This is a genomic window from Variimorphobacter saccharofermentans (assembly GCF_014174405.1).
Classification (GTDB): Bacteria; Bacillota; Clostridia; order Lachnospirales; family Lachnospiraceae; genus Mobilitalea; species Mobilitalea saccharofermentans.
In genome coordinates this window covers 1,904,116-1,925,333 of sequence record NZ_JACEGA010000001.1, presented here as the reverse complement: position 1 = coordinate 1,925,333, position 21,218 = coordinate 1,904,116, and the positions used below count along the sequence as shown (strand labels likewise).

Here is a 21,218-nt window from a genome sequence, read left to right as displayed (position 1 = left end):
ATAATAAGATTTATATTAACATTATCCACCGATAACCTGATTCTTAGTCATTCAATGATTAATTTATTAGATATCTGTAGTATAAAATACGGGTGATGCCGTGTAATGCATAATAGAAAGCATTTCACTGATACATCACCCAAATATTCTGATACATTCATAAAGGCTGAATATTTCGTAAATTATTCAGTTACAATATTTTTTACCCATTTTCCCTGACGATATCGTATATAGCTTAGAATCAATTTATATATTTCTTCCATTGATATCATTGCATATACAATATAAATCGGTAACTGTAATACCAAACCACCGATGATTGCCATAGGAATACCAATGAACCAGACTCCAGTGATATCTAAAAACAGCGATGCAACCGTGTCCCCACCACTTCGCAGAACAGCCACAATGAATAACGCATTCAACATTCTCAGCGGCATATAAAGAGTAAAGACAACGACACTTAACCGGATATACTCCGATACAATCTCTGACACCTGAAACAGTCCGATAATTGAATCCTTCATAAAGAATAATAGAACTGCACCCACCACAGATACTAAAAATTGAATAAAGATAAAATTCTTAGCATACTCTTTCGCTTTTTCTAATCGATTTGCACCTAATTCATTACCAAGGATTACCGCTGCTGCGTGACATATTCCGAAGAAAAACACCGATGCAATTTGCTCCATCGAACTCGTAATCGTAATAGCAGCCGTCGCCTCATCTCCCATTCTTCCATAGACAAGGGCATACATAGTGACACCAAGCCCCCACATAAATTCATTAATAATTACCGGAGAAGCAGTACGAAAATATCTTACTATAAATTCCTTCTGAAACAATGAATTCCCTTTTACTTTTATATATTTCTGATGAACAAAATCACCAATTCCACCATCACCAGCTTTATATCTGTAAATGATAATCAAAAGTAAAACACACTCTACAATTCTGGCAATTAAAGTTGCCAGTGCCGCTCCTGCCACTCCCATCTCAGGTAATCCTAATTTTCCGAATATCAGACCGTAATTCAAAACCACATTTACTAAGATTGAAACGGATGTAATAATAACCGGAAGAACAACATAATTCATACTTCGTAGGATCGCAACATATGCATTCGTTATTGCTGTAAGCGGATAACTGATTGCAACAATAACTAAGTATGCTGAACCGATGGCAATGGTACCAGCCTGGGGTGTAAAAATTCGCATCACTAATTCCGGTGCGATCAGTGCCGGGATCATGAACAGGAATGAACCTCCTATACCAAGTATCAGCGAGATACGAAGCACTCTTTTAATGTTCCACATTTCTCTTTTTCCGAAATATTGGGAAGCAAGTATACTCGAACCACTGCATACACCGAACATCAGTAGACAAAACACAAAAAACAGTTTGTTAGCGAGTCCAACGGCAGCAATCGAAGTATCTCCCAGCTGACCGATCATTAAGGTATCTACTAAATTCAATAAATTATTTAACATATTTTGCAACGCTACCGGAATGGTAATTGCTAAAGCTTTTTTAACGAATTCTCTATCATTCATTATAGTACGTAATTGCTTCATGTCGATATCCCATTCTGTTTATAACATTGTTATATACAGCCTTTCTTTTCTCATATTATCCATATCATCCTTATAACTAGTTTACCTTAATAACTGGTCCTATAATTACTCCTATTTGTTATGCATGAAAATAACGTTAGAAAAAGCTGCCCCTTTTCAGCACAGCTGCATAAGGGACAGCATAATCAAATCGAATTTTACTATTTTCTTAAACCTAAACGTTCAATCAGTTCACGATATCCTTCGATATTCGTCTTCTTTAGGTATTCAAGTAAGCCTCTTCTTTGACCAACCATCTTAAGAAGTCCTCTTCTGGAGTGATGATCCTTCTTATTGCTCTTTAAGTGCTCTGTTAACTCTGTAATTCTTTCAGTTAATAGTGCAATCTGTACTTCCGGAGATCCTGTATCCTCAGGTGTTCTTCCGAAATTCTTGATGATTTCCTGTTTTTTTTCTTTGCTAATCATAATAAAATTCTCCTTTCAATTAAACGCCTAATACCAAGAAAAAGGTCGGAGTGTCCAAATTCTGAGTAATGGCTCATCTGTACCTAGGTATATTAACATATTCTTTTATTATTGTAAACAAAATTTTGAATTCTAATTTATATTAGCGAGTTGAATGGGCTGATACAAGATATACTAGGTAGTGATTGTGACTTACCTCACACACAGACAGAAGAACACATTACTGCTTTTGTAAGTCTCATGCGAATATGAATATTCACCTAATTCTTACAAAACACAGCAATATGTTCTTCTGACAGTGCATTATGGTAAGTCACAATCACTACTAGTATATATGCATCAGTCCTTCTCAATTCTTTTCAATTTAAGACTTGCCGGTATATTCTGCTTTATCGAGCAAGCCACCACAGGTTAGGAAAATCAAACCGGTAAACACCATGCAACAAATGGAATATGGAAGTGTACATAAAAAGTCCAAAGCTTCCGGCAGCAAGAAGGATACTGCAATGGAGGATATAATTGCCGGTGATATGATAATGAGGAAAAAGCCTACACCAAATAACATTTTCACATAATTATTAGGCTGACCTCCTAAAACTCTTTGATAGAGTATGGTAAATCCGACAAACAACGCACCGGATGAAGCATAAGCGAGCGCATAAAATAAGCCGGTCAGAGGGTCTGTTCCTCCCATTACCACAAGAACAGAAAACATGATGATACCATCAATGCATGGCTTTACAATGGAAGTAAACGAAGCAGCGAATAATTTTTTTACCGATTTCTCAGGAATCAAGTAAATATATGGTTTTAATAATTCTGATTTCAGTTTACCCATAACCGTCATAAAAAATTGAAGATAAATGGCTGTTGCCAATATAATATAGGATGCTAAATGAGTGACCTTAACCATATAGTAAGCTGCTGCTCCTACACCGAATGCGGCAAATAGCGTAAAGCTGTCTATAAACATTAGCTTACTGGTTCTCTTAAGTTCCAGAAGATGCTTATAGGCTATGGTCATGGCTCCCATTCCCTTGTTTAGCCCCATTGCTTTTTCTGAAACCTTTATTTTCTTCTTCCGGTTTTGAATGGTTTTGCCCTCTTCCTTAATTGTCTTCTGCGTCTGATATGTTATCTCAGTTGATAGCAAAACATCTTCATAATAATCTGCTGTTCCAGAGGTTAGAAGTAGTATAATGATACTTCCTGATATGAAATATAAGATTAATGGTATGAGCATGGTGACAACGGATCCTTGTGCAATACCGATAAAGAACATCATGGACCAGCCTGCAACCGGTATGTATCCAAACCATTTTGTATCAGGAAGACTTAACACAGCTTTAATTAAACTCAGGCCCTCCTGTCGTTGTATGATAAGCACCATGATGGCAATGCTGCTGAATAATGCAATTATAATTCCTTTAATTATATTTTTTCTGGCCGGATTCCCATTGGAAATAATATATATTCCAATGGACATCAGCTGGCAAAACAGTGTCATTACAGCACATATGATAAATAAGGCGAATACTTCCTTTAAGCCATATCCAAAGTTACTTCTAAGGTTACTCATCTGAAAAATTACAAAGATATTAGCAAGCATAGCCTTACCAAGTGAGCTGATTAATCCATACATCAGTATTTTTTTCGTTGATATGGGAGCTACAAATAATAATCCCACATCGGACATGGAAAACAGACTGGAACCATTGGATAAGCCATTTGAGACAAAGGACCATAGAAACAATAATCCAATGCCTGCGATAATGGAAAATATAATACGCTCATCTGCATAGCCTAGATGGCTTGGTTTATAATCACTGATCAACAATACAACAAAACATAGGATTAAAAATGCAGCTGTTATCAGGTACAGGATCAGCAATCCAGGTTTTTTTCTAAGAGATAGTATTCTGTTTTTCAATTGGGTTAGCAATAAATATGCCAGAGCATTCATACTATCTCTCCTCTCCCACTGTGCTTTTTTCTTTTTCAGTGATTTTAAAGAAGAGATCCTCTAGATTTTCTCCGCTTCCTTCAATTTCTTTCCGAGTTCTCTTAGCTGCAATACGGCCATCCATCATAATATTCGTGCTATCCCAGAAATCAGCTACGCTATCAAGCATATGAGTACTGATTAAAATAGCAGCACCTTCATTTTTATACTCAACAATCATGTTCTTTAATTCCTTAATGGCATGAGGATCCAGGCCTACCAGAGGCTCATCCAGCAAGATTACCTTCGGTTGCGGTAGAAGTCCGCAGCAAATACTGACCTTCTGTTGCATTCCTTTTGATAAATCGCTTCCAAGCTTTTTCTTCTTATCGTCCAGCTCAAGTCGTTCCAACAGCATCTCAGCTCTATCCTTCCAGTCCGTGAGAGAATAAGCTCTTGCAATAAACTCCATGTGTTCCCATACTGTTAACATATCGTAAAGAGCCGGCATCTCCGGTATGTACCCCAAATCTCTTTTAGCCGGCAGCGACTTATTCTCGTTTTTATTAATCAGTATCATTCCATTGAATTTTAATAATCCAGCGATACATTTTATAATAGTAGATTTCCCCGCACCATTCGGGCCGAGCAGAATTGATATATCTCCTGGATGAACCTCAAAGCTGACATGATCATTGGCAATGAGTTTACCGTACTTTTTCGTTACGTCAATTACTGATAGCATATTTATCCTCCAGATTTTGTTTCATCAATAAATTTATTCCATTATACAATAAAAAAACCGGTACTGTATACAGCTACCAGCTTTTTTAATCATATTTTAAGATATGAAGGATACCGTTTATTAATTTTCTATGCTCTTAAAGTAATGCTTCACGGTAAAAATATCTTCCTGCATTTTTTGAGTCAGTTCTTCAAGAGTACCAAATTTCAATTCCGGTCGAATGTAATTATGAAGTTCAACCTCAATGATTTCTCCATATAAATCATTATCATAGTCAAAGATAAAGGTCTCTACCCCGATAAATTTCTCTTCTCCAACCGTTGGTTTATACCCTATATTGGTTACTCCATTTTGATATTCTTCACCAATTCTAACTCTTGATGCGTAGACTCCATTAGGTGGAAGCAGCTTAGAAGACGGAGGAATTAAGTTTGTCGTGGGTACTCCCATGGTTCGGCCCAATCTCCTTCCGTGAACCACTTCACCCCTAATCGTAAACGGCTGTCCCAGCATTGCATTGACGGAATCCAAATCGCCTTCCTTAAGTGCCTTTCGAATAGCGGAACTACTGATAATTTCATTTCTCCAGGTGCTTTTGTCACAAGCAATAACGCGATATCCATAGAGTTCTTCATACTTCTGAAGTAGTTCGACATTTCCTTTCCGTTGGTAACCAAAACGAAAGTCCTTCCCAACCACAATAATCTTCGTATCTAGCTTCTTAACCAGTATTTCTTTAATAAAGTCCTCTGGCTCCATCATTCTGGTCTCATTGGTAAACGGATAAGAAATCAATACATCAATACCACATCTCTTTAGTTTAGCCAGCTTTTCTTCTTCTGTATAAAGGACTTCAAATTCTTTCTCAGAAAACAAGTTACCGGGATGAAGCATAAAGCTAAACATAACCGCTGTGTATCCCTGTTGTTTGTAGGATATGACTTGATTAATCAGCTTTTGATGTCCCTTATGAAGCCCATCGAACTTTCCAAGGGTAACTACGCAATTTTTATATTCAAACTCAGTCTTTCCTTCAATATATTCCATGCTTCCTCCAAATCTACCTGTACAACATTCAACTTACTCTTTAGAGAAAAAGCTTAACCGGCTTATATTGCTTCTCGGCCGTATCGTACCGGTATATTCCAATAAAAATATCATCCGCATCATATACCCTTACCATATCTGATGAATAGACATCAGGCCTTTCTGTTAAATGCGCTTTTGAAAATGGATTTCCATTATATATCAGCTTATGATACAGTTTGTCTACTTTTACTTTATTAAAGGTGTCGAACATACGATCAATCGGTACTATATACTCATCCAGTACATTTTCTTTTACTTTCTCTTCTATCTGGGCAAGGGTTAGTGCCTGTTCCATATGGAAATTGCCAACTGCAGTCCGAAGCAGGCTTTTCATAGCTCCGCCACATCCCAATTCGGCTCCGATATCATGAAGTAAGGTTCTGATATAGGTTCCTTTGCCACAGTCCACAGATACCGTAACTTCGTGGTCCTGTTCCGAATAATCAAGAATTTTAATGTCCTTGATAATCACCTTACGTCGTTCCCTCTCAATTTCCTTCCCCTGTCTAGCCAATTCATACAGCTTTTTACCACCCACCTTAATTGCGGAATACATAGGAGGTAATTGCAGATATTCACCAATATAATGCTTCATAACTTCCTGAATCTGTTCCAGGCCAACTGTTACTTCCGAGGTTGCTAATATCTGTCCCGTCATGTCCTGAGTATCGGTTGTAATACCAAGCTTAAGAACAGCCATATAGGTTTTATCCTTATCCGTAATCAAATCCACAAGCTTTGTTGCTTTCCCGATACATACAGGTAATACCCCCTGTGCTTCTGGATCCAATGTGCCCGTATGACCGATTTTTTTCATTTTTAATATACCTCTCATTTTTGCTACAACATCATGAGAGGTATATCCTTGTTCTTTATATACATTAATAATTCCATTTATCAATTGAATGCGCTCCTTACTCAGTTTAATTATTCGCGCTTATGCTATAACCTTTGCTATTATCAACTAAATCAAGGCTTAAGCCTGAGATTTCTTTTCCTTAATTTGCTTTAACTGGGCCTCGATATGAGGGGTCAGGTTATTAATTACATCATGAAGAGAACCTTTCATGCTGCATCCTGCTGCTTTGATATGACCTCCGCCACCAAAATACACAGCTATTTTGCTAACATTAACCTCCCCATTTGATCTCATGCTCACTTTATAATCCTGAACATCCGTTTCAGAAATAAAAATGGCTACCTCGACACCTTTGATAATCCGAAGCTGATCAATAATTCCATCTAAGTCACTATGGGTGGCCTCATAAAAGTCAAGCATTTTCCGGCTGATTGAGGATACCACTACCTTACCGTTCATAATCAGAAGACTTTCCATCAAACAACGTCCTAAAATCTGATTCTGCACATAGGTTTTAGAATAAAAGGACTCGTCTATCAATTTCGAAAAAGCGATCCCTTTACTGATTAACTTGCCGGCAATCTGCATGGTTTTCTCTGATGTGTTGGAGTGCTTGAAAACGCCAGTATCGTGAATTATTCCGACATACAGAGCTTCTGCAATTTCTTTTGTAATGTGATCTTCCTCCATCAGGGAGTATAGTACTTCACAGGTCGAGGAAGCATCTGCCACCACATGGTTCACCATAGCAAAGGATTGGTTGCTGATGTGGTGGTCTATATTTATTGTTTTCTTAGCTTGATTATAATATTTCAATGCATTACCCAATCGATCCAAGCTGCCACAATCAAGAGAAATGAATACATCATAGCATTCCTCATTGTCATAGGAATGAAGGATGTTATCGACTCCGGCTAAAATACGAAATTCATTACCAAAGCGCTCTAAATATACATCCACTTGATCAATACCAAGCTCCTCCTGGTATTGCTTCAGATATAGATATAAAGCGGTACAAGAGCCAATGCAATCACCATCCGGTCTTATATGACCTGCAATTGCAATCTTTTTAGCACCGATTACTTCTGCATTAATATTATTCATAGGCTATTCTTCCTTTTCTTGTGTGCTTATCTTACTGTCATTTTTGATTACTTACTCATTATCATCAAAGTCAGAGAGTTCCTCTTCATCCTCTTTCTCATCCACTAAGTTCTCTGATGTATCCGATGATTTCTTGCTGATTTCATCGATTAATTTTGACATGTTTACACCATATTCAATGGAATTATCAATGATAAAGGTGAGTTCAGGGGTGTTTCGTAAATTTAACGATTTCGCTAACTGTCCTCTTATAAAGGAAGCGGCGCTTTTTAACCCTTTCAGGGTGGATTCCTTTGCTTCTGAATCACCCAATACACTGATATATACCTTGGCTGTCTTTAGGTCAGGAGATACTTCAACATCCACTACTGATGTCATAGGACTGATTCTTGGGTCCTTAATCTCCCTACTAATCAACGTACTTAATTCTTTTTGAACTTCGCCATTTATTCTGGTATTCTTAATACTGTTTTTCCTCATAAATTCACCTATACCTTTCTGTCCTGCATGATGCCCGGGTAATAACAGACTATTGAATTCGCATCGTATTCCTTACCACGCAAGTATTATATCAGGTTAGATAATTCCCTGTATTGCCTTCTCAGGATGCTTCGCTCTATCTAGGAACCTCTGCCATAATATAGAGCTCTACTCTGTCGCCTTCCTTAACATCGTTAAATTTCTCAAATACAAGTCCACATTCGTATCCGGTAGCAACTTCCTTAACATCATCCTGGAATCTCTTTAAGGATGCTAAATTACCTTCATAGATCATATCGTTCTCTCTGTAGATACGTGCCTTGCAGCCTCTTACTATTTTACCATCCAGAACATAGGAGCCTGCAATTGTACCAACACCGGAAGCCTTGAAGGTCATACGTACCTCTGCGTGGCCAATGACTTGTTCCTCGAATACAGGATCCAACATACCTTTCATCGCTGCTTCAACATCACTTATCGCATTATAAATAACTCGATATAGCTTAATATCCACATTCTCACGGTCTGCTCTTTCCTTCGCTGCGTTATCCGGTTTTACATTAAAGCCTATAACAATGGCATTGGAGGTACTTGCAAGTATTACGTCGGATTCATTAATAGCACCAACACCACCATGGATTACCCGAACAGCTACCTCATCGTTGCTGAGCTTTAATAGACTTTGCTTCATTGCTTCCACAGATCCCTGTACATCAGCCTTAATAATTAAGTTCAGGTCCTTAATATTACCTGCCTGAATCTGAGAGAATAAACCATCCAACGACAATTTTGCTTTGGTGTCAGCAATTAATTTCTCTTTGCTTTGTGTCAAATATGCTTCAGCAATTGTTCTTGCTTCTTTCTCACTATCAGTAGAAAGGAATATCTCACCGGCATCCGGTACTTCATTTAAGCCTAGTATTTCTACTGGTGTAGAAGGCGTAGCTTCCTTCACTCTTCTACCAGTATGGTCCATCATTGCACGAACCTTACCAAAGGAAGAACCTACCGCAACATTATCTCCCACATGAAGTGTTCCTTTTTGAACTAATATCGTTGCAACCGGACCTCTTCCCTTATCGAGCTCTGCTTCAATAACAATACCTCTTGCATTTCGGTTGGGATTAGCCTTCAGTTCCAGCATTTCTGCGGTTAACAGGATCATTTCCAGCAATTGATCAATACCTTCCTTGGTATGAGCAGATACCGGAACAAATATGGTATCACCGCCCCAATCCTCAGCAATTAATTCATATTCCGTTAATTCCTGCTTTACACGTTCTATATTAGCACTTGGTTTATCGATTTTGTTGATTGCTACAATAATCTGTACTCCAGCTGCTTTCGCATGACTGATTGCCTCAACTGTCTGCGGCATTACACCATCATCTGCTGCTACAACAAGGATTGCAATATCCGTTGATTTTGCTCCACGTAGACGCATTGAGGTAAATGCCTCATGTCCAGGAGTATCCAGGAATGTGATTTTCTCACCGTTAACATCTACCACATAGGCACCGATGTGCTGTGTAATTCCACCTGCTTCTCTGGAGGTAACATTCGTCTCCCTGATTGCATCAAGTAATGAAGTTTTACCATGGTCAACATGACCCATAACACATACTACCGCAGGACGCTTTTCCATAGTATTAGGATCTTCTTCCTCTTCCTTCAAAAGCTCTTCTACTTCATTTATCTTAACTTCTTTTTCGGCTATAATATCATATTCCAGTGCAATCTCTTCTGCTTCTTCAAAAGTTATTTCCTGATTTAAGGTTACAATTTTGCCTTCCAGGAACAGCTTCTTAATTAATGCTGCAGACGGCTTTTTCATCTTATCAGCCAGTTCTTTAATTGTAAGAACCTCCGGAATTGTGATAACTTTGATGTCATCCTCTACAACCACTACCGGCTTAGGCTGAATAAACTGTCCCTTTTTCGGAGCAAGCTTTTTGATTTCTACATCATCCAGTTCATCCCGATCAAGCAGGTTCTTATCCTTATAATTCTTTTCCTTGTTGATGCGATCTCTGTTTCTCTTATTGCTGTTATCATTCTTCTCAGCAACCTTTTGATCTAAAATCTGTTGATCAAAGTTCTTACGCTCACCACGACCAGAACTGCCTTTTCTTCCAGCCTGGCCCGATCTGTTGCCATAGCTTGGTTTATCATCGTCATCCTTATTCATATCCTCAAAACCACGGGATCCATATCCACCGGAAGGTTTTTGACTATTAGCAGGTCTTGAGTAGTTATTTCCACCAAAACCTCCTCTTCCCTGTTGACTTCCCTGTGCTGAAGGGCGTGCTCCGCTCTGAGTACGGTTTGCTCCATAAGAGCCACCCTGCCCAGATGGACGATTTCCTTGATAGCCTTGACCTGAAGATTGAGGTCTATTTCCTTGATAACCACCAGTTGATCTTTGTCCCTGGTAGCCTTCTCCCTGCGGTCTATTCCCCTGGTATCCACCACTTGGTCTCTGTCCCTGGTAGCCTTCTCCCTGCGGTCTATTCCCCTGGTATCCACCACTTGGTCTTTGTCCCTGGTAGCCTTCTCCCTGTGGTCTATTCCCCTGGTATCCACCACTTGGTCTCTGTCCCTGATATCCACTGTTTGGTCTGTTTCCCTGGTATCCACCGCCTGGTCTTTGTCCCTGATAGCCTTCTCCCTGCGGTCTTTGTCCCTGATATCCACTGTTTGGTCTGTTTCCTTGATATCCACTGGCAGGTCTTTGTCCCTGATAGCCCTGCCCTGTCGGTCTCTGTCCAGCTGCAGTATTCGTCTGACCTTGCTCTACTCCTTGTCTACTGCTTCCAACCATACCTTGCTGTCCTTGTCTCATTGTGCCCTGTCCTCCTGCCGGTCTCTGCGCTGGTGTACCTTGATGACCTTGTTCTACGGAAGGTCTTTGATTACTGCTTTGCATAGGCTGTCTTACTGTACTTTGCCCAGTTGTAGATTTTTGTCCAGCATGTATATTTTGATTTGCTCCTGCCACACTATCAGCGGGTTTATGTGCGTTTGCTCCAGTATTTTCTGTCTGCCCAGCAACAGTTTTAGAACCTGTTGATACCGTTTTCTGATGTACTTCCTGCTTTTCTGGTGATTTTGATGCAGTCTGAGCTGCAGGTTTTTGAACCTTTGCTTGGGCAGCAGCCTGAGCAGCTTTACTAGCCTGGACAAAGTGGTTTTTAACAACCTGAACCTCATTGTCCTCCAGGTTACTACTGTGAGTTTTCTTCACCCCAAAACTTCTCTCCAAATAGTCCAGGATGTCCTTACTCTCAATTTTATTAGGTATTATTTCATTTATTTCATTTTTTAACTCAAATATCTTCATTTTTGCCATCTACTTACTACCTCCGTTTATATCACTGCTCATTTTCAGTTGCTTTTCAATTGCGTCTGCCAAGCCCTTGTCAAACACTGCCAAAGAAGCGCGAAACTCTTTACCAATTGCATGACCCAAATCATTTTTTTCACCAAAAAAGTAAATTGGTACATTATAGTAAGTACAGGTGTTGGTAAACATTTTTTTCGTATTATCCGAAGCATCTTCCGCTACGATAACCAAGGCCGCTTTCCGTTCTTTTACGGCTTTCTCCGTAGAGAATTCTCCACTTACTAAGTTACGTGATTTTGTTGCAATTCCTAACAGATTATATACCTTCTTTTTTTCCGGACTCAAGCAAAATCATCTCCTTCTCCAATGTCTCTACTAATTCCTTTGGAATGCTTACCTTCAACGAACGCTCCAATCCTCTCGTCTTAATTGCTTTCTGTAAACAATCCAGACTGCAGCATACATAGGCTCCCCTGCCATTCTTTTTGCCAGTAGTATCTATGACAATCTCATCCTCCGGAGTTTTCAACACACGGATCATCTCTTTTTTTGCTTTCATTTCTCCGCAGCCGGTACACATTCTTAACGGTAACTTCTTCGCCATCTAATCTCCATCCTTAATAACCCATGGTTTGTGATTCACTCTTAATATCGATTTTATAGCCGGTCAGCTTTGCAGCTAGTCGTGCATTCTGTCCCTCCTTACCAATTGCAAGGGATAACTGATAATCCGGTACAATCACTCTGGCACTCTTCTCGTATTCATCCACTGTAACGGATACTACCTTTGCCGGACTCAATGCATTTTCAATTAAGGTTGCCGGATCCTCACTCCAATTAATAATGTCAATTTTCTCATTACGAAGCTCATGCACAATTGCATTTACTCTCGCACCATTCAAACCGACACATGCTCCTACAGCATCAACATCCGGATCATTACTCCATACTGCCATCTTGGTTCTTGAACCGGCTTCTCTGGAAATACTCTTAATCTCAACCGTTCCATCCTGAATTTCTGTAACCTCTGCCTCAAAGAGCCTTTTAACCAGTTCCGGATGTGTTCTGGATACTGTGATCCTTGGTCCCTTCGTTGTATCCTTTACTTCCAATACATAAAGCTTAATACGATCAGTAGGGCGGAATACCTCTCCTCTTACCTGTTCATTTTCCGTAAGTATTGCATCCACTTTACCCAGATTAATGCTAACATTATTTCCCACATATCGCTGTACGATACCGGTAACGATGTCTTTTTCCTTTGCGCTATATTGAGTATATAAAACTTTTCTCTCTTCTTCACGGATTTTCTGAACAACTACCTGCTTTGCCTTCTGAGCAGCGATTCGACCAAAATTCTTCGGAGTAACTTCAATCGCTACTAAGTCCCCGATTTCTTTCTTAACGTCCTTCATTTTAGCTTGAGCCAGGCTAATCTGCATAATCGGATCAGTAACCTCTTCTACAACCTCTTTCATTGCAAATACGTTAACTTCACCGGACACTCTATCAATATTCACCTTTATATTATCAGCTCTGCCAAAATTATTCTTACATGCTGCAACCAGCGAGTTTTCCAATGCTTCAAGTAATATTTCCTTACTAATGTCCTTTTCCTTCTCAATCTGGTTTAAAGCCTCAATAAGTTCTCTGTTCCCATCCATTTTGTTTTCATATCCTCCTTAATTTACTAAAATAATGATTTGCCTTGAATAGGAGGATGTATCCTCCCTTATAAATCTATATTTTCTTGCTACTTTGGCAAGGAGGATTTTCCTCCTTTAAATTAATATTTTGCATTACTCTATTGAATATAACAACTTAAAAATCAAAGGTTAATCTGGCCGTCGCAATATCCGACCTCAAGATCTCCATTGTAGTTCCATCCTCAAGTTCAATGGTGATTGACTTCTGATCAAAAGAGAGAAGCTTTCCAGCAAACTCCTTCTTCTTATTCACAGCCTTGTATAGTTTGATTTCTACTTCTTCCCCGATGCTTTTTTCAAAATGCTTATCTTTCTTCAACTGTCTTCCTAGACCGGGTGAGCTTACTTCTAATACATAGGAATCTGAAATGAAATCATGTTGATCTAACAAATCACTTAATTCCCGGCTAACCAGTACACAATCATCCACAGTAACACCATTTTCTTTGTCAATGTATGCCCGCAGATACCAGCTTCCACCTTCTTTCACATACTCTACATCATACAGTTCAAAATGATTTGCTTCCAAAATCGGCTCAAGTAATTTTGCCGTTTTTTGTTCATATTCTTCATGCTTTGCCATTCAAATCCCTGCTTTCTTTATATTTCATCACCCCGGAAGAAACATGCTTCGTGAGTTTCTCCGGCATTCACGGGCTCGTTCGTATTAATAAATCATCGCTTTGTTAATACTTCACTTTGCCTTCGCACAAATAATAAGAGTGGACTTTCGTCCACTCCTTCATAGTCTTATCATTTAGCACATTTGTTATTATATCAAAAGTAACCAAATATTGCAAGCGTTAATTTTGATTTCTTCCTATTATGAATTCAATTCTCTCATATATTCCCGGAACGCATCTGTCCACTCTTTCATATAATAACCGTGACGCTGGTGAAATGCTCTGTTTTCCAGAATAGAATACATTGGTCTTTTTGCAGGAGTCGGATACTGCTCTGATGTAATTGCTTCAACCTCTACATTTTTACCTGCTTCTTTAAATATCGTAACCGCAAATTCATACCAGTTCGTACTACCCTCGCAGGTAGCATGGTATATACCATAGCTTTCCGTATTCATTATAAATAGAATAGCCCTTGCCAACTCCAAAGCACTGGTAGGTGTTCCGTACTGATCTGCTACCACTCTTACCTTCGAATTCTGTTCTGCCAGACGCAGCATTGTTTTAACAAAATTCTTTCCTTCACCGTAAACCCAAGCAGTTCGAAGTATATAGTATTTCTTACAATATTCCTGAACGAATTTTTCTCCCTCTAGCTTTGTTGTACCGTATACACTAATGGGATTGGTAGCATCACTTTCGATATATGGGGATGAAGCTAGACCATCGAATACATAATCTGTTGAAACATGCACCAATTTAGCTCCGGTTATCTCTGCCGCCATGGCTAGATATTTGGGTCCGAGCGCATTTATTCGATATGCCTTCTCCTCTTCACTTTCACATAAATCAACTGCCGTCATGGCAGCACAGTTTATGATGATGTCTGGCTTATTCTCACTGATATAATCATTCACTGCTGCTTCGTTGGTGATGTCAAGTGCCTTCACCATTCCATCTTCAGTGGCAAATGCATCCGTACGAAATAGCTTATATTGCTTGTCATCTCTTAACAGCCGATGTAGTGCCAATCCAAGCTGACCGGCTGCTCCTGTAATCATGATTTTTTGCATATTATTCTCCATTTGATAGCATTATATTTAGATCGTAAAGTTACCTATCTGTAATTGATTATTCTCTCTAACCTTAATACTAATACATATTTACATAAATACAATCAGGACATAATCCTTAATTTTGATTAAATCTTTGCAGGAAGCTCTTGGTTCTTTCATTTACTGTATTACCAAATACCTCGTCCGGAGTACCCTGCTCCACGATTACACCCTCATCCATGAAGATTACACGGTCTGCCACATCCCTGGCAAAAGCCATTTCATGAGTAACAATTACCATTGTCATATGCTCCTCTGCCAAGGAACGAATTACCTTTAATATCTCACCGGTTAATTCCGGATCCAAAGCTGAGGTTGGTTCATCAAAGAATAGAATCCGAGGATTCAGTGCTAGTGCTCGTGCTATGGCAATTCTTTGCTGTTGTCCACCCGACAACTCACAGGGATAAGCATTCGCACGGTCACGTAAATTCATCTTTTCCAAAAGAGACAACGCTTTCTCTTTGGCTGTATTCTTATCGATACCAAGGACTTTAACCTGCGCATCCACAATATTACGGAGTACGGAATAATGAGGAAATAGATTGAAGTTCTGAAATACCAGGCCTACCTCCAGTATAATTTTATGAAGCGTCTTATTATCCGCATATCCGAAGCCCGAATAAGTATCTACCATCACGTTGTCACACACTTCAATTCTACCACTGTCTACCTTCTCCAGCTGTGTAAGGCATCTAAGTAATGTAGACTTTCCTGAACCGGAGGGTCCAATAATTGCAACCACCTCCCCCTCATTCACTTCAAGAGAAATGTCCTTCAGCACGCTTGTATTATCAAACTCTTTCCGTATTTTTTCTGCCTTCAATAACATAATATGATCAGCTGCCTCCTCGTCCATTATCTCTAATTTTTATAGTAATCGAATTTCTTTTCAATCAATTTAAAGGATATCTCAACTACGGTGTTCATAACTAAATAGAATACGGCAGCAACAATAATCGGTACTGTGGAGAAATATTTGGAGCCTGCTGCAGAAGCAACACGGAATAATTCTACTACCGAGATTACCTGTGCCAGAGAAGTATCCTTTACCAAGGTCATTAATTCATTACCAGTTGCCGGAATGACCTGCTTAATTACCTGGGGTAAAATAATCCTCATAAAGGTCTGAAATTTAGTGTATCCAAGTACCTTTGCCGCTTCATACTGTCCCTTTGGAATTGAAGCAATTCCTCCGCGGAAAATCTCTCCGAAATAAGCCGCATAATTTACTGTAAAAGCAAGGATACAAGCTACAAAACGGTCAAGGCTGGAATCAAATATGTAATAAGGACCATACATAAAGAAAAACAATTGCAGCATTAACGGCGTACCCCGGAATATCAACTGATAAATACGAACCGGTACACTGATGAATTTGTATTTACTTCTCCTTGCAAGGGCTACGATAAAACCTAACGGTATTGAGAATAAGATAGTAAGGAAAAATATTTTTAGTACCGTAACGGTGGCGGATAACATATTCGGTAGGAATAAGTCCATCGGTACGTTGTCGATTCTCATAGGAAACCTCCATCTGCCGTCTTAGTACGGCACTATTACATTACTTATTTATATTATTTTTGATTGATCGCTCTGCGTCTCTACTTCTTTCTGGTATCCAGTAATTCCTGTATCTGCTTTAATGTAGGCAGGTTATCAGCCAACGGATACACAGAACACGCAACACCCGCTATGGCACATGCAAAAGCAACTATTTCTTCATCGCTCATTCCACTATAATACGCATATATACATCCACACTTAAAGGTATCTCCAGCACCCAATGTTGAAAGTGCTTTCACATGGAATGGCTCGTAGCGTGATATCTTTCCTTTCCGGCCATAGATAACCTCGTGGGAGCCAAAGGTGAATATATATAGTCCGTCCCCACGTTTCATATATTCCTTCATAAGCTGTTCAGGATTCTCTCCCTGAAATTCACTGGACAAAAACTCCTCTGAAATTGCAGCAACAGCACAATTTTCCGCTAGATAGCTATCGTATCGACAATCAATCGTAATATAGGGAACCTTATACTTTACAGCGTATTTTGCTGTAGCCTCTGCTGCATCCGGTAAGAACGGATCTATCGCTGCACATTTCACATCAGCGATGTCACTTTCTATGGGCATGTTATATGGATGATCCATTATCCTTGGTAAGGTTCCAAATGGTCCGAAGCAGTTACGGGTATTATTAATTCGATCTATTAACACATAATCATGAAAGCCTTCAAAATCATCTCTGACCGTCATTGCACTCAGATCTACACTTCTGCCCTTAAAATACTCAAATAGTTTCGGTGCAGTATATGTACCAAGATGATATCCATCGGCTTTTACCCTAATTCCATACTCCGATAGTATTGCCAGGCATATTCCGGTTTCTCCACCGATCGTACAATGGTGCTCCGTGAACTCTGCATATTGATTTTTCTGAGGGAATTCACCCTCAAGAATAAAGGAATCGGTTACAAGAGTAGATCCGTATAAATAAATATCATGCATATTGCATCCTCCAATATAATGTAACATCCATATAATACTAAAAGCTCCTAGATATTCTATCATATTTAGGAGCTTTTTATCAACATTATCCTACTATCTCATTATTCGATTGTCGTAATATCCGAACCAAACCATTTGACTGCAAGCTTCTCCACAGTTCCGTCAGCCTTAAGTTCCTTTAACGCTTTTTCCACTGCTTCACATAAAGCGGTATCCCCTTTGCGGAAGCCGATGGCATATTCGTCTTTTAATAAAGTCTCATCTAATACAACAAAATCTTTTCCTGCTTCTGTAATCATATAATTTGCTACAACCGAATCCATCAATACCGCATCGGAGTTCCCTGTCTCAAGATCCATTAAAGCAGTTACATAATCGCTGAACGGATTCACCTGACCCAAGGAATCCTTGAAGTCTTTATTCTCTTCGCTATTTAAGGTTTCTTCCGCAGAAGAACCGCTCTGTACAGCGAGGCGCTTTCCTGCCATATCATCAAACTTGGTAATATCACTATTCTTTGTTACTACCAGAGTTATGTTATTTAACATATATGGCTTCGACATTGTTAACTTCTCAAGACGATCCGGGGTTACAGAGAAACCGTTCCAGATACAGTCAATGTTCTTCGTATTTAATTCCTGCTCCTTAGCATCCCATTCAATCGGCTGAAGTACTAATTCTACTCCCAGTTTATCACATACCGCCTGCGCAAGATCAACATCAAATCCTACTATATTATCGGCATCATCACGAAAGCCCATCGGCGGAAATGAATCATCCAGACCCAGGATTAATTTCCCATTATCCTGTATGTACTTAAGAGATTCGTCACTACCGGTACTCTTCTGGCAAGCTGTCAGACTTATTATCATTAGAGTAACCATAATCAAACTGAATAGTTTCTTCATAAAATCCTCCTCATAAATACCATTTTTCATTTAGCACTTTACCATATTACCATAATGATGTGCTAATTTCAACAGGAATTATTGAGTGGATTATTATTTTACAGATAATACAGCAATCTTTTGTTGGGGTTTTCGGATAAAATAAAACATAGTTATTACGATAATTACCCCCATAAGGAGCAGCATAGAAATACTGATATTCTGACCGGGCATTTCAAATTCTAAATAATAGGACAGCAAAGCGGTGAAATTAATGGAAAAATGCAGTAGAATACAATGTAGTAAGGAACCTGTTTTCAGATAAATGTAGCTTAACAGGATACCAATCATAAAATAGAATAAGGTATTTACAAAATCAAAATGCAAGAAGGAGAAAAATAAGCTGTTTAGTAAAATTCCTACACCTACAGAATATTTTACGCTTACTGTCTTTAGTAAATAACCCCTCATCAAAAGCTCTTCAAAGACCGGAGCAGTGACACAGATTTGCAGAAAAAGAGGGATCGGATAACGAAACATCTCATCCATAACACCTTCGCTCTCCGGAAGGGATATCTCATAATTAAAATAAGTATCAATCAGTTTCTCGATGGTTCCCTCATAAAAAATAATCGATGAAAATAATAGCAAAAATGCTATGATAAAGTCCAGAATATGAAAATGGAATTTATAATGAAACTCCACTCCTTTTTCTCTGTGTAATATAAAGGCAAATAACACATACAGGAAAAACTGTGCAATTCGCTTGACATACACAGCTTCATCCGTCAGGGTACTTATTGCTGAGTAGATGAGTAGAAAAATAATAAACTTTAAGATAAAAGAAAGCATCGGTGCTCTTTTTATACCTTCCATGAATTCAATTTCCTTTCCTAATATCTGCTGACTTTGGGTAACAGACAAGTGATTAATGACGATCTGCTAACAAACAGGCTGGATATTCTTTGAGAAACCCTCCATCTTAATTCGATTACCTTCTGTTTTTTCTAGTATTATCCTGTATTTTCCAATATCTGTATTCATTTTACCAGATTGTTTGATCTGAAGCAAATCATATTGGAAATTTAACTCCACACTCTCTCCGATTTCTCCATACAAACGAAGCATTACGATCTGCTGGTCTAATTCAAATATCTCAGTAATAACGGATCCATACTCTTTATTCTGCGCAATAATCTCTGCAAAAGTATTTAATAAGTCAATTCTTTTCTCAATAGAATCCCGATCCGTGCTATTGGTTACTGCAAAATTCTCAACGAATATACTCTGGAACTTCTCGCTGCATTCTGTTACTAAATCTGTATAAATGGCTAGGATATTATTCTCATATAACTTAATCAGCATACTGATGGAGGTCTTAAAGCCAAGGAATAGCATACTAACTAATATCCAGACAAATCGATCTAAATATGCATACTGTTGTCTTGTAATACTGTCAAAATCGCAAAAATGCGGAAAGATATCCTTGTGCTTCGAAAACATGGGATAGAAATATTCAAATTCCTCGTATCCACACAGATAAATATTGTCCAGATTTTTCTTGATATATAAGCGATCTTTGATCTGGTCGTGTATTTCCGTACCATTTTCCACATTCAAAACTCCGATTTCCGGGAACCAATAACCGAGGCCGGCACCGCGCAGCATCATATTCAGCGTCTGATTTAGATCCTCCTCCTCTTCTTCCGGAAATCCATACATAAAGCCTGCTTCTACTTTTATATGGTATTTTTGCAGAAGCTGAACCTTTTCCCATATATTTGATATGTTCAGGTTCTTCCTGATTACTTTCTGTAGCTTTGCAGAGGCTGTCTCAATTCCTAAGAAGACCTTTTGACATCCTGCCTCCTTCATAATTCGTATCAGGCTTTCGTTGACTGTATCTACTCGAATACTGCAGATCCAGCGTATTGGAAGCTGCTTTGCAATTACCTGATTGCAAAAATCAATGACCTTTTGCTGATGAAAGGTAAATAAATCATGAAGAAAATGGAAATCATATATTCCATACTTCTCAATGATAAATTCTATCTCCGAAATTAATCGCTCCGTGCTCTTCATTCGGGGCTTCTGCTTCCAGAAGGTCTTCGTACAGCAGAATGTGCATTGAAATGGACAGCTTCTGCCTACTTCAATGGGAAATGCTATTTTATTAGCCCTGTTGGTTTCAATATCCATGGGAATCAGATCGTAATGCAACATTGGAAGTAAATCCAGATTTTCCATCAGTTTTGCTTCCCCGGTACTTATTATCATATTGGATTCCCGAAATACGATACCTGGTATCTGATCCAGTGGTTCATTATTAAGCAGAGCCTTCGTAATTGGAACAATGTTGTATTCTCCTTCTCCCACAGAAACCAAATCAATCCAAGGAAATTGATTCATGGTCTCAATCGCACACAGACTGGCCTGATGACCTCCGAATATCACCTTTGGGGTTCCCTTCTCCTTCAGTAAGCGAGCCAGCTCAATTGCTACATGATGACAGGAGCTGTTGGTGCTGAAGCCAATTATTCCAGGAGATAAACCAAGCAGATAATCACACATTTCCTCCAGAAGTGCCTTTATATTCTTCTCTTTATCAAGAAGCTTTTTTTCCCAAAGATAATTAAAATCTACTATCTTTACATTGATATGATTTTCCTCTAATATTGTTGCCAATGTTAAGGTACCCAGCGGCAGCATCACATAGCTGTCCCTAATTTTTATCGGATTAACCAGTATGATATCATACATATGTATATCCA

20 protein-coding genes are annotated in these 21,218 nt (G+C 38.9%); all 20 read right to left on the bottom strand.

The features are described from left to right. Positions 1–182: 182 nt before the first annotated feature. The gene (locus H0486_RS08450; RefSeq protein WP_228352578.1) at positions 183–1,577 is read right to left on the bottom strand and encodes an MATE family efflux transporter; all 1,395 of its coding nucleotides are present in this window, start codon (positions 1,575–1,577) and stop codon (positions 183–185) included. Between the two features lie 200 nt (positions 1,578–1,777). Continuing rightward, positions 1,778–2,044 (bottom strand): 30S ribosomal protein S15, encoded by a 267-nt coding sequence (rpsO, locus tag H0486_RS08445; protein ID WP_267023590.1) that lies wholly within the window; start codon positions 2,042–2,044, stop codon positions 1,778–1,780. A gap of 364 nt (positions 2,045–2,408) precedes the next feature. Next, positions 2,409–4,007 (bottom strand): putative ABC exporter domain-containing protein, encoded by a 1,599-nt coding sequence (locus H0486_RS08440; RefSeq protein ID WP_228352577.1) that lies wholly within the window; start codon positions 4,005–4,007, stop codon positions 2,409–2,411. Position 4,008: 1 nt separating this feature from the next. Continuing rightward, the gene (locus H0486_RS08435) at positions 4,009–4,731 is read right to left on the bottom strand and encodes an ABC transporter ATP-binding protein (RefSeq protein WP_228352576.1); all 723 of its coding nucleotides are present in this window, start codon (positions 4,729–4,731) and stop codon (positions 4,009–4,011) included. A gap of 120 nt (positions 4,732–4,851) precedes the next feature. Then, entirely contained in the window at positions 4,852–5,778 is a 927-nt protein-coding gene (locus H0486_RS08430) for a bifunctional riboflavin kinase/FAD synthetase (RefSeq protein ID WP_228352575.1), read from the bottom strand. 40 nt (positions 5,779–5,818) lie between these two features. Continuing rightward, positions 5,819–6,721 carry a tRNA pseudouridine(55) synthase TruB gene (truB, locus tag H0486_RS08425; protein WP_228352574.1) on the bottom strand — a complete coding sequence of 301 codons (903 nt, stop codon included), beginning with the start codon at positions 6,719–6,721 and terminating at the stop codon, positions 5,819–5,821. A gap of 75 nt (positions 6,722–6,796) precedes the next feature. Then, positions 6,797–7,783, bottom strand: coding sequence for a DHH family phosphoesterase (locus tag H0486_RS08420; protein ID WP_228352573.1), 987 nt, complete (start codon positions 7,781–7,783; stop codon positions 6,797–6,799). Positions 7,784–7,834: 51 nt separating this feature from the next. After that, positions 7,835–8,263: a 30S ribosome-binding factor RbfA gene (gene rbfA, locus H0486_RS08415; protein ID WP_228352572.1), complete on the bottom strand. Its 429-nt coding sequence runs from the start codon at positions 8,261–8,263 to the stop codon at positions 7,835–7,837. A gap of 136 nt (positions 8,264–8,399) precedes the next feature. Next, positions 8,400–11,612, bottom strand: a complete 3,213-nt coding sequence (gene infB, locus H0486_RS08410; protein WP_228352571.1) for a translation initiation factor IF-2 — start codon at positions 11,610–11,612, stop codon at positions 8,400–8,402. Further along, positions 11,613–11,951: a L7Ae/L30e/S12e/Gadd45 family ribosomal protein gene (locus tag H0486_RS08405; protein ID WP_228352570.1), complete on the bottom strand. Its 339-nt coding sequence runs from the start codon at positions 11,949–11,951 to the stop codon at positions 11,613–11,615. It abuts the gene before it with no gap. After that, positions 11,923–12,210, bottom strand: a complete 288-nt coding sequence (gene rnpM, locus H0486_RS08400) for an RNase P modulator RnpM (RefSeq protein WP_228352569.1) — start codon at positions 12,208–12,210, stop codon at positions 11,923–11,925. The genes H0486_RS08405 and rnpM overlap by 29 nt, the downstream gene beginning before the upstream one ends. A gap of 13 nt (positions 12,211–12,223) precedes the next feature. Further along, the gene (gene nusA / locus H0486_RS08395) at positions 12,224–13,270 is read right to left on the bottom strand and encodes a transcription termination factor NusA (RefSeq protein WP_228352568.1); all 1,047 of its coding nucleotides are present in this window, start codon (positions 13,268–13,270) and stop codon (positions 12,224–12,226) included. Positions 13,271–13,427: 157 nt separating this feature from the next. Then, on the bottom strand, positions 13,428–13,895 hold the full coding sequence (rimP, locus tag H0486_RS08390) for a ribosome maturation factor RimP (RefSeq protein ID WP_228352567.1): 468 nt from the start codon (positions 13,893–13,895) through the stop codon (positions 13,428–13,430). A gap of 240 nt (positions 13,896–14,135) precedes the next feature. Beyond that, complete coding sequence (gene rfbD / locus H0486_RS08385; protein ID WP_228352566.1) at positions 14,136–15,008, bottom strand: dTDP-4-dehydrorhamnose reductase; 873 nt, start codon at positions 15,006–15,008, stop codon at positions 14,136–14,138. 118 nt (positions 15,009–15,126) lie between these two features. After that, positions 15,127–15,885, bottom strand: coding sequence for an amino acid ABC transporter ATP-binding protein (locus H0486_RS08380; protein ID WP_408647627.1), 759 nt, complete (start codon positions 15,883–15,885; stop codon positions 15,127–15,129). A 29-nt stretch (positions 15,886–15,914) separates the two neighbouring features. Next, the gene (locus tag H0486_RS08375) at positions 15,915–16,574 is read right to left on the bottom strand and encodes an amino acid ABC transporter permease (RefSeq protein ID WP_228352564.1); all 660 of its coding nucleotides are present in this window, start codon (positions 16,572–16,574) and stop codon (positions 15,915–15,917) included. 80 nt (positions 16,575–16,654) lie between these two features. Continuing rightward, positions 16,655–17,560 (bottom strand): carbohydrate kinase family protein, encoded by a 906-nt coding sequence (locus H0486_RS08370; RefSeq protein ID WP_228352563.1) that lies wholly within the window; start codon positions 17,558–17,560, stop codon positions 16,655–16,657. 101 nt (positions 17,561–17,661) lie between these two features. Continuing rightward, positions 17,662–18,468 (bottom strand): amino acid ABC transporter substrate-binding protein, encoded by an 807-nt coding sequence (locus tag H0486_RS08365; protein WP_228352562.1) that lies wholly within the window; start codon positions 18,466–18,468, stop codon positions 17,662–17,664. A gap of 93 nt (positions 18,469–18,561) precedes the next feature. Further along, the gene (locus H0486_RS08360) at positions 18,562–19,323 is read right to left on the bottom strand and encodes a CPBP family intramembrane glutamic endopeptidase (protein WP_228352561.1); all 762 of its coding nucleotides are present in this window, start codon (positions 19,321–19,323) and stop codon (positions 18,562–18,564) included. Between the two features lie 66 nt (positions 19,324–19,389). Next, entirely contained in the window at positions 19,390–21,207 is a 1,818-nt protein-coding gene (locus H0486_RS08355; RefSeq protein WP_228352560.1) for a B12-binding domain-containing radical SAM protein, read from the bottom strand. Between the last annotated feature and the right edge of the window lie 11 nt (positions 21,208–21,218).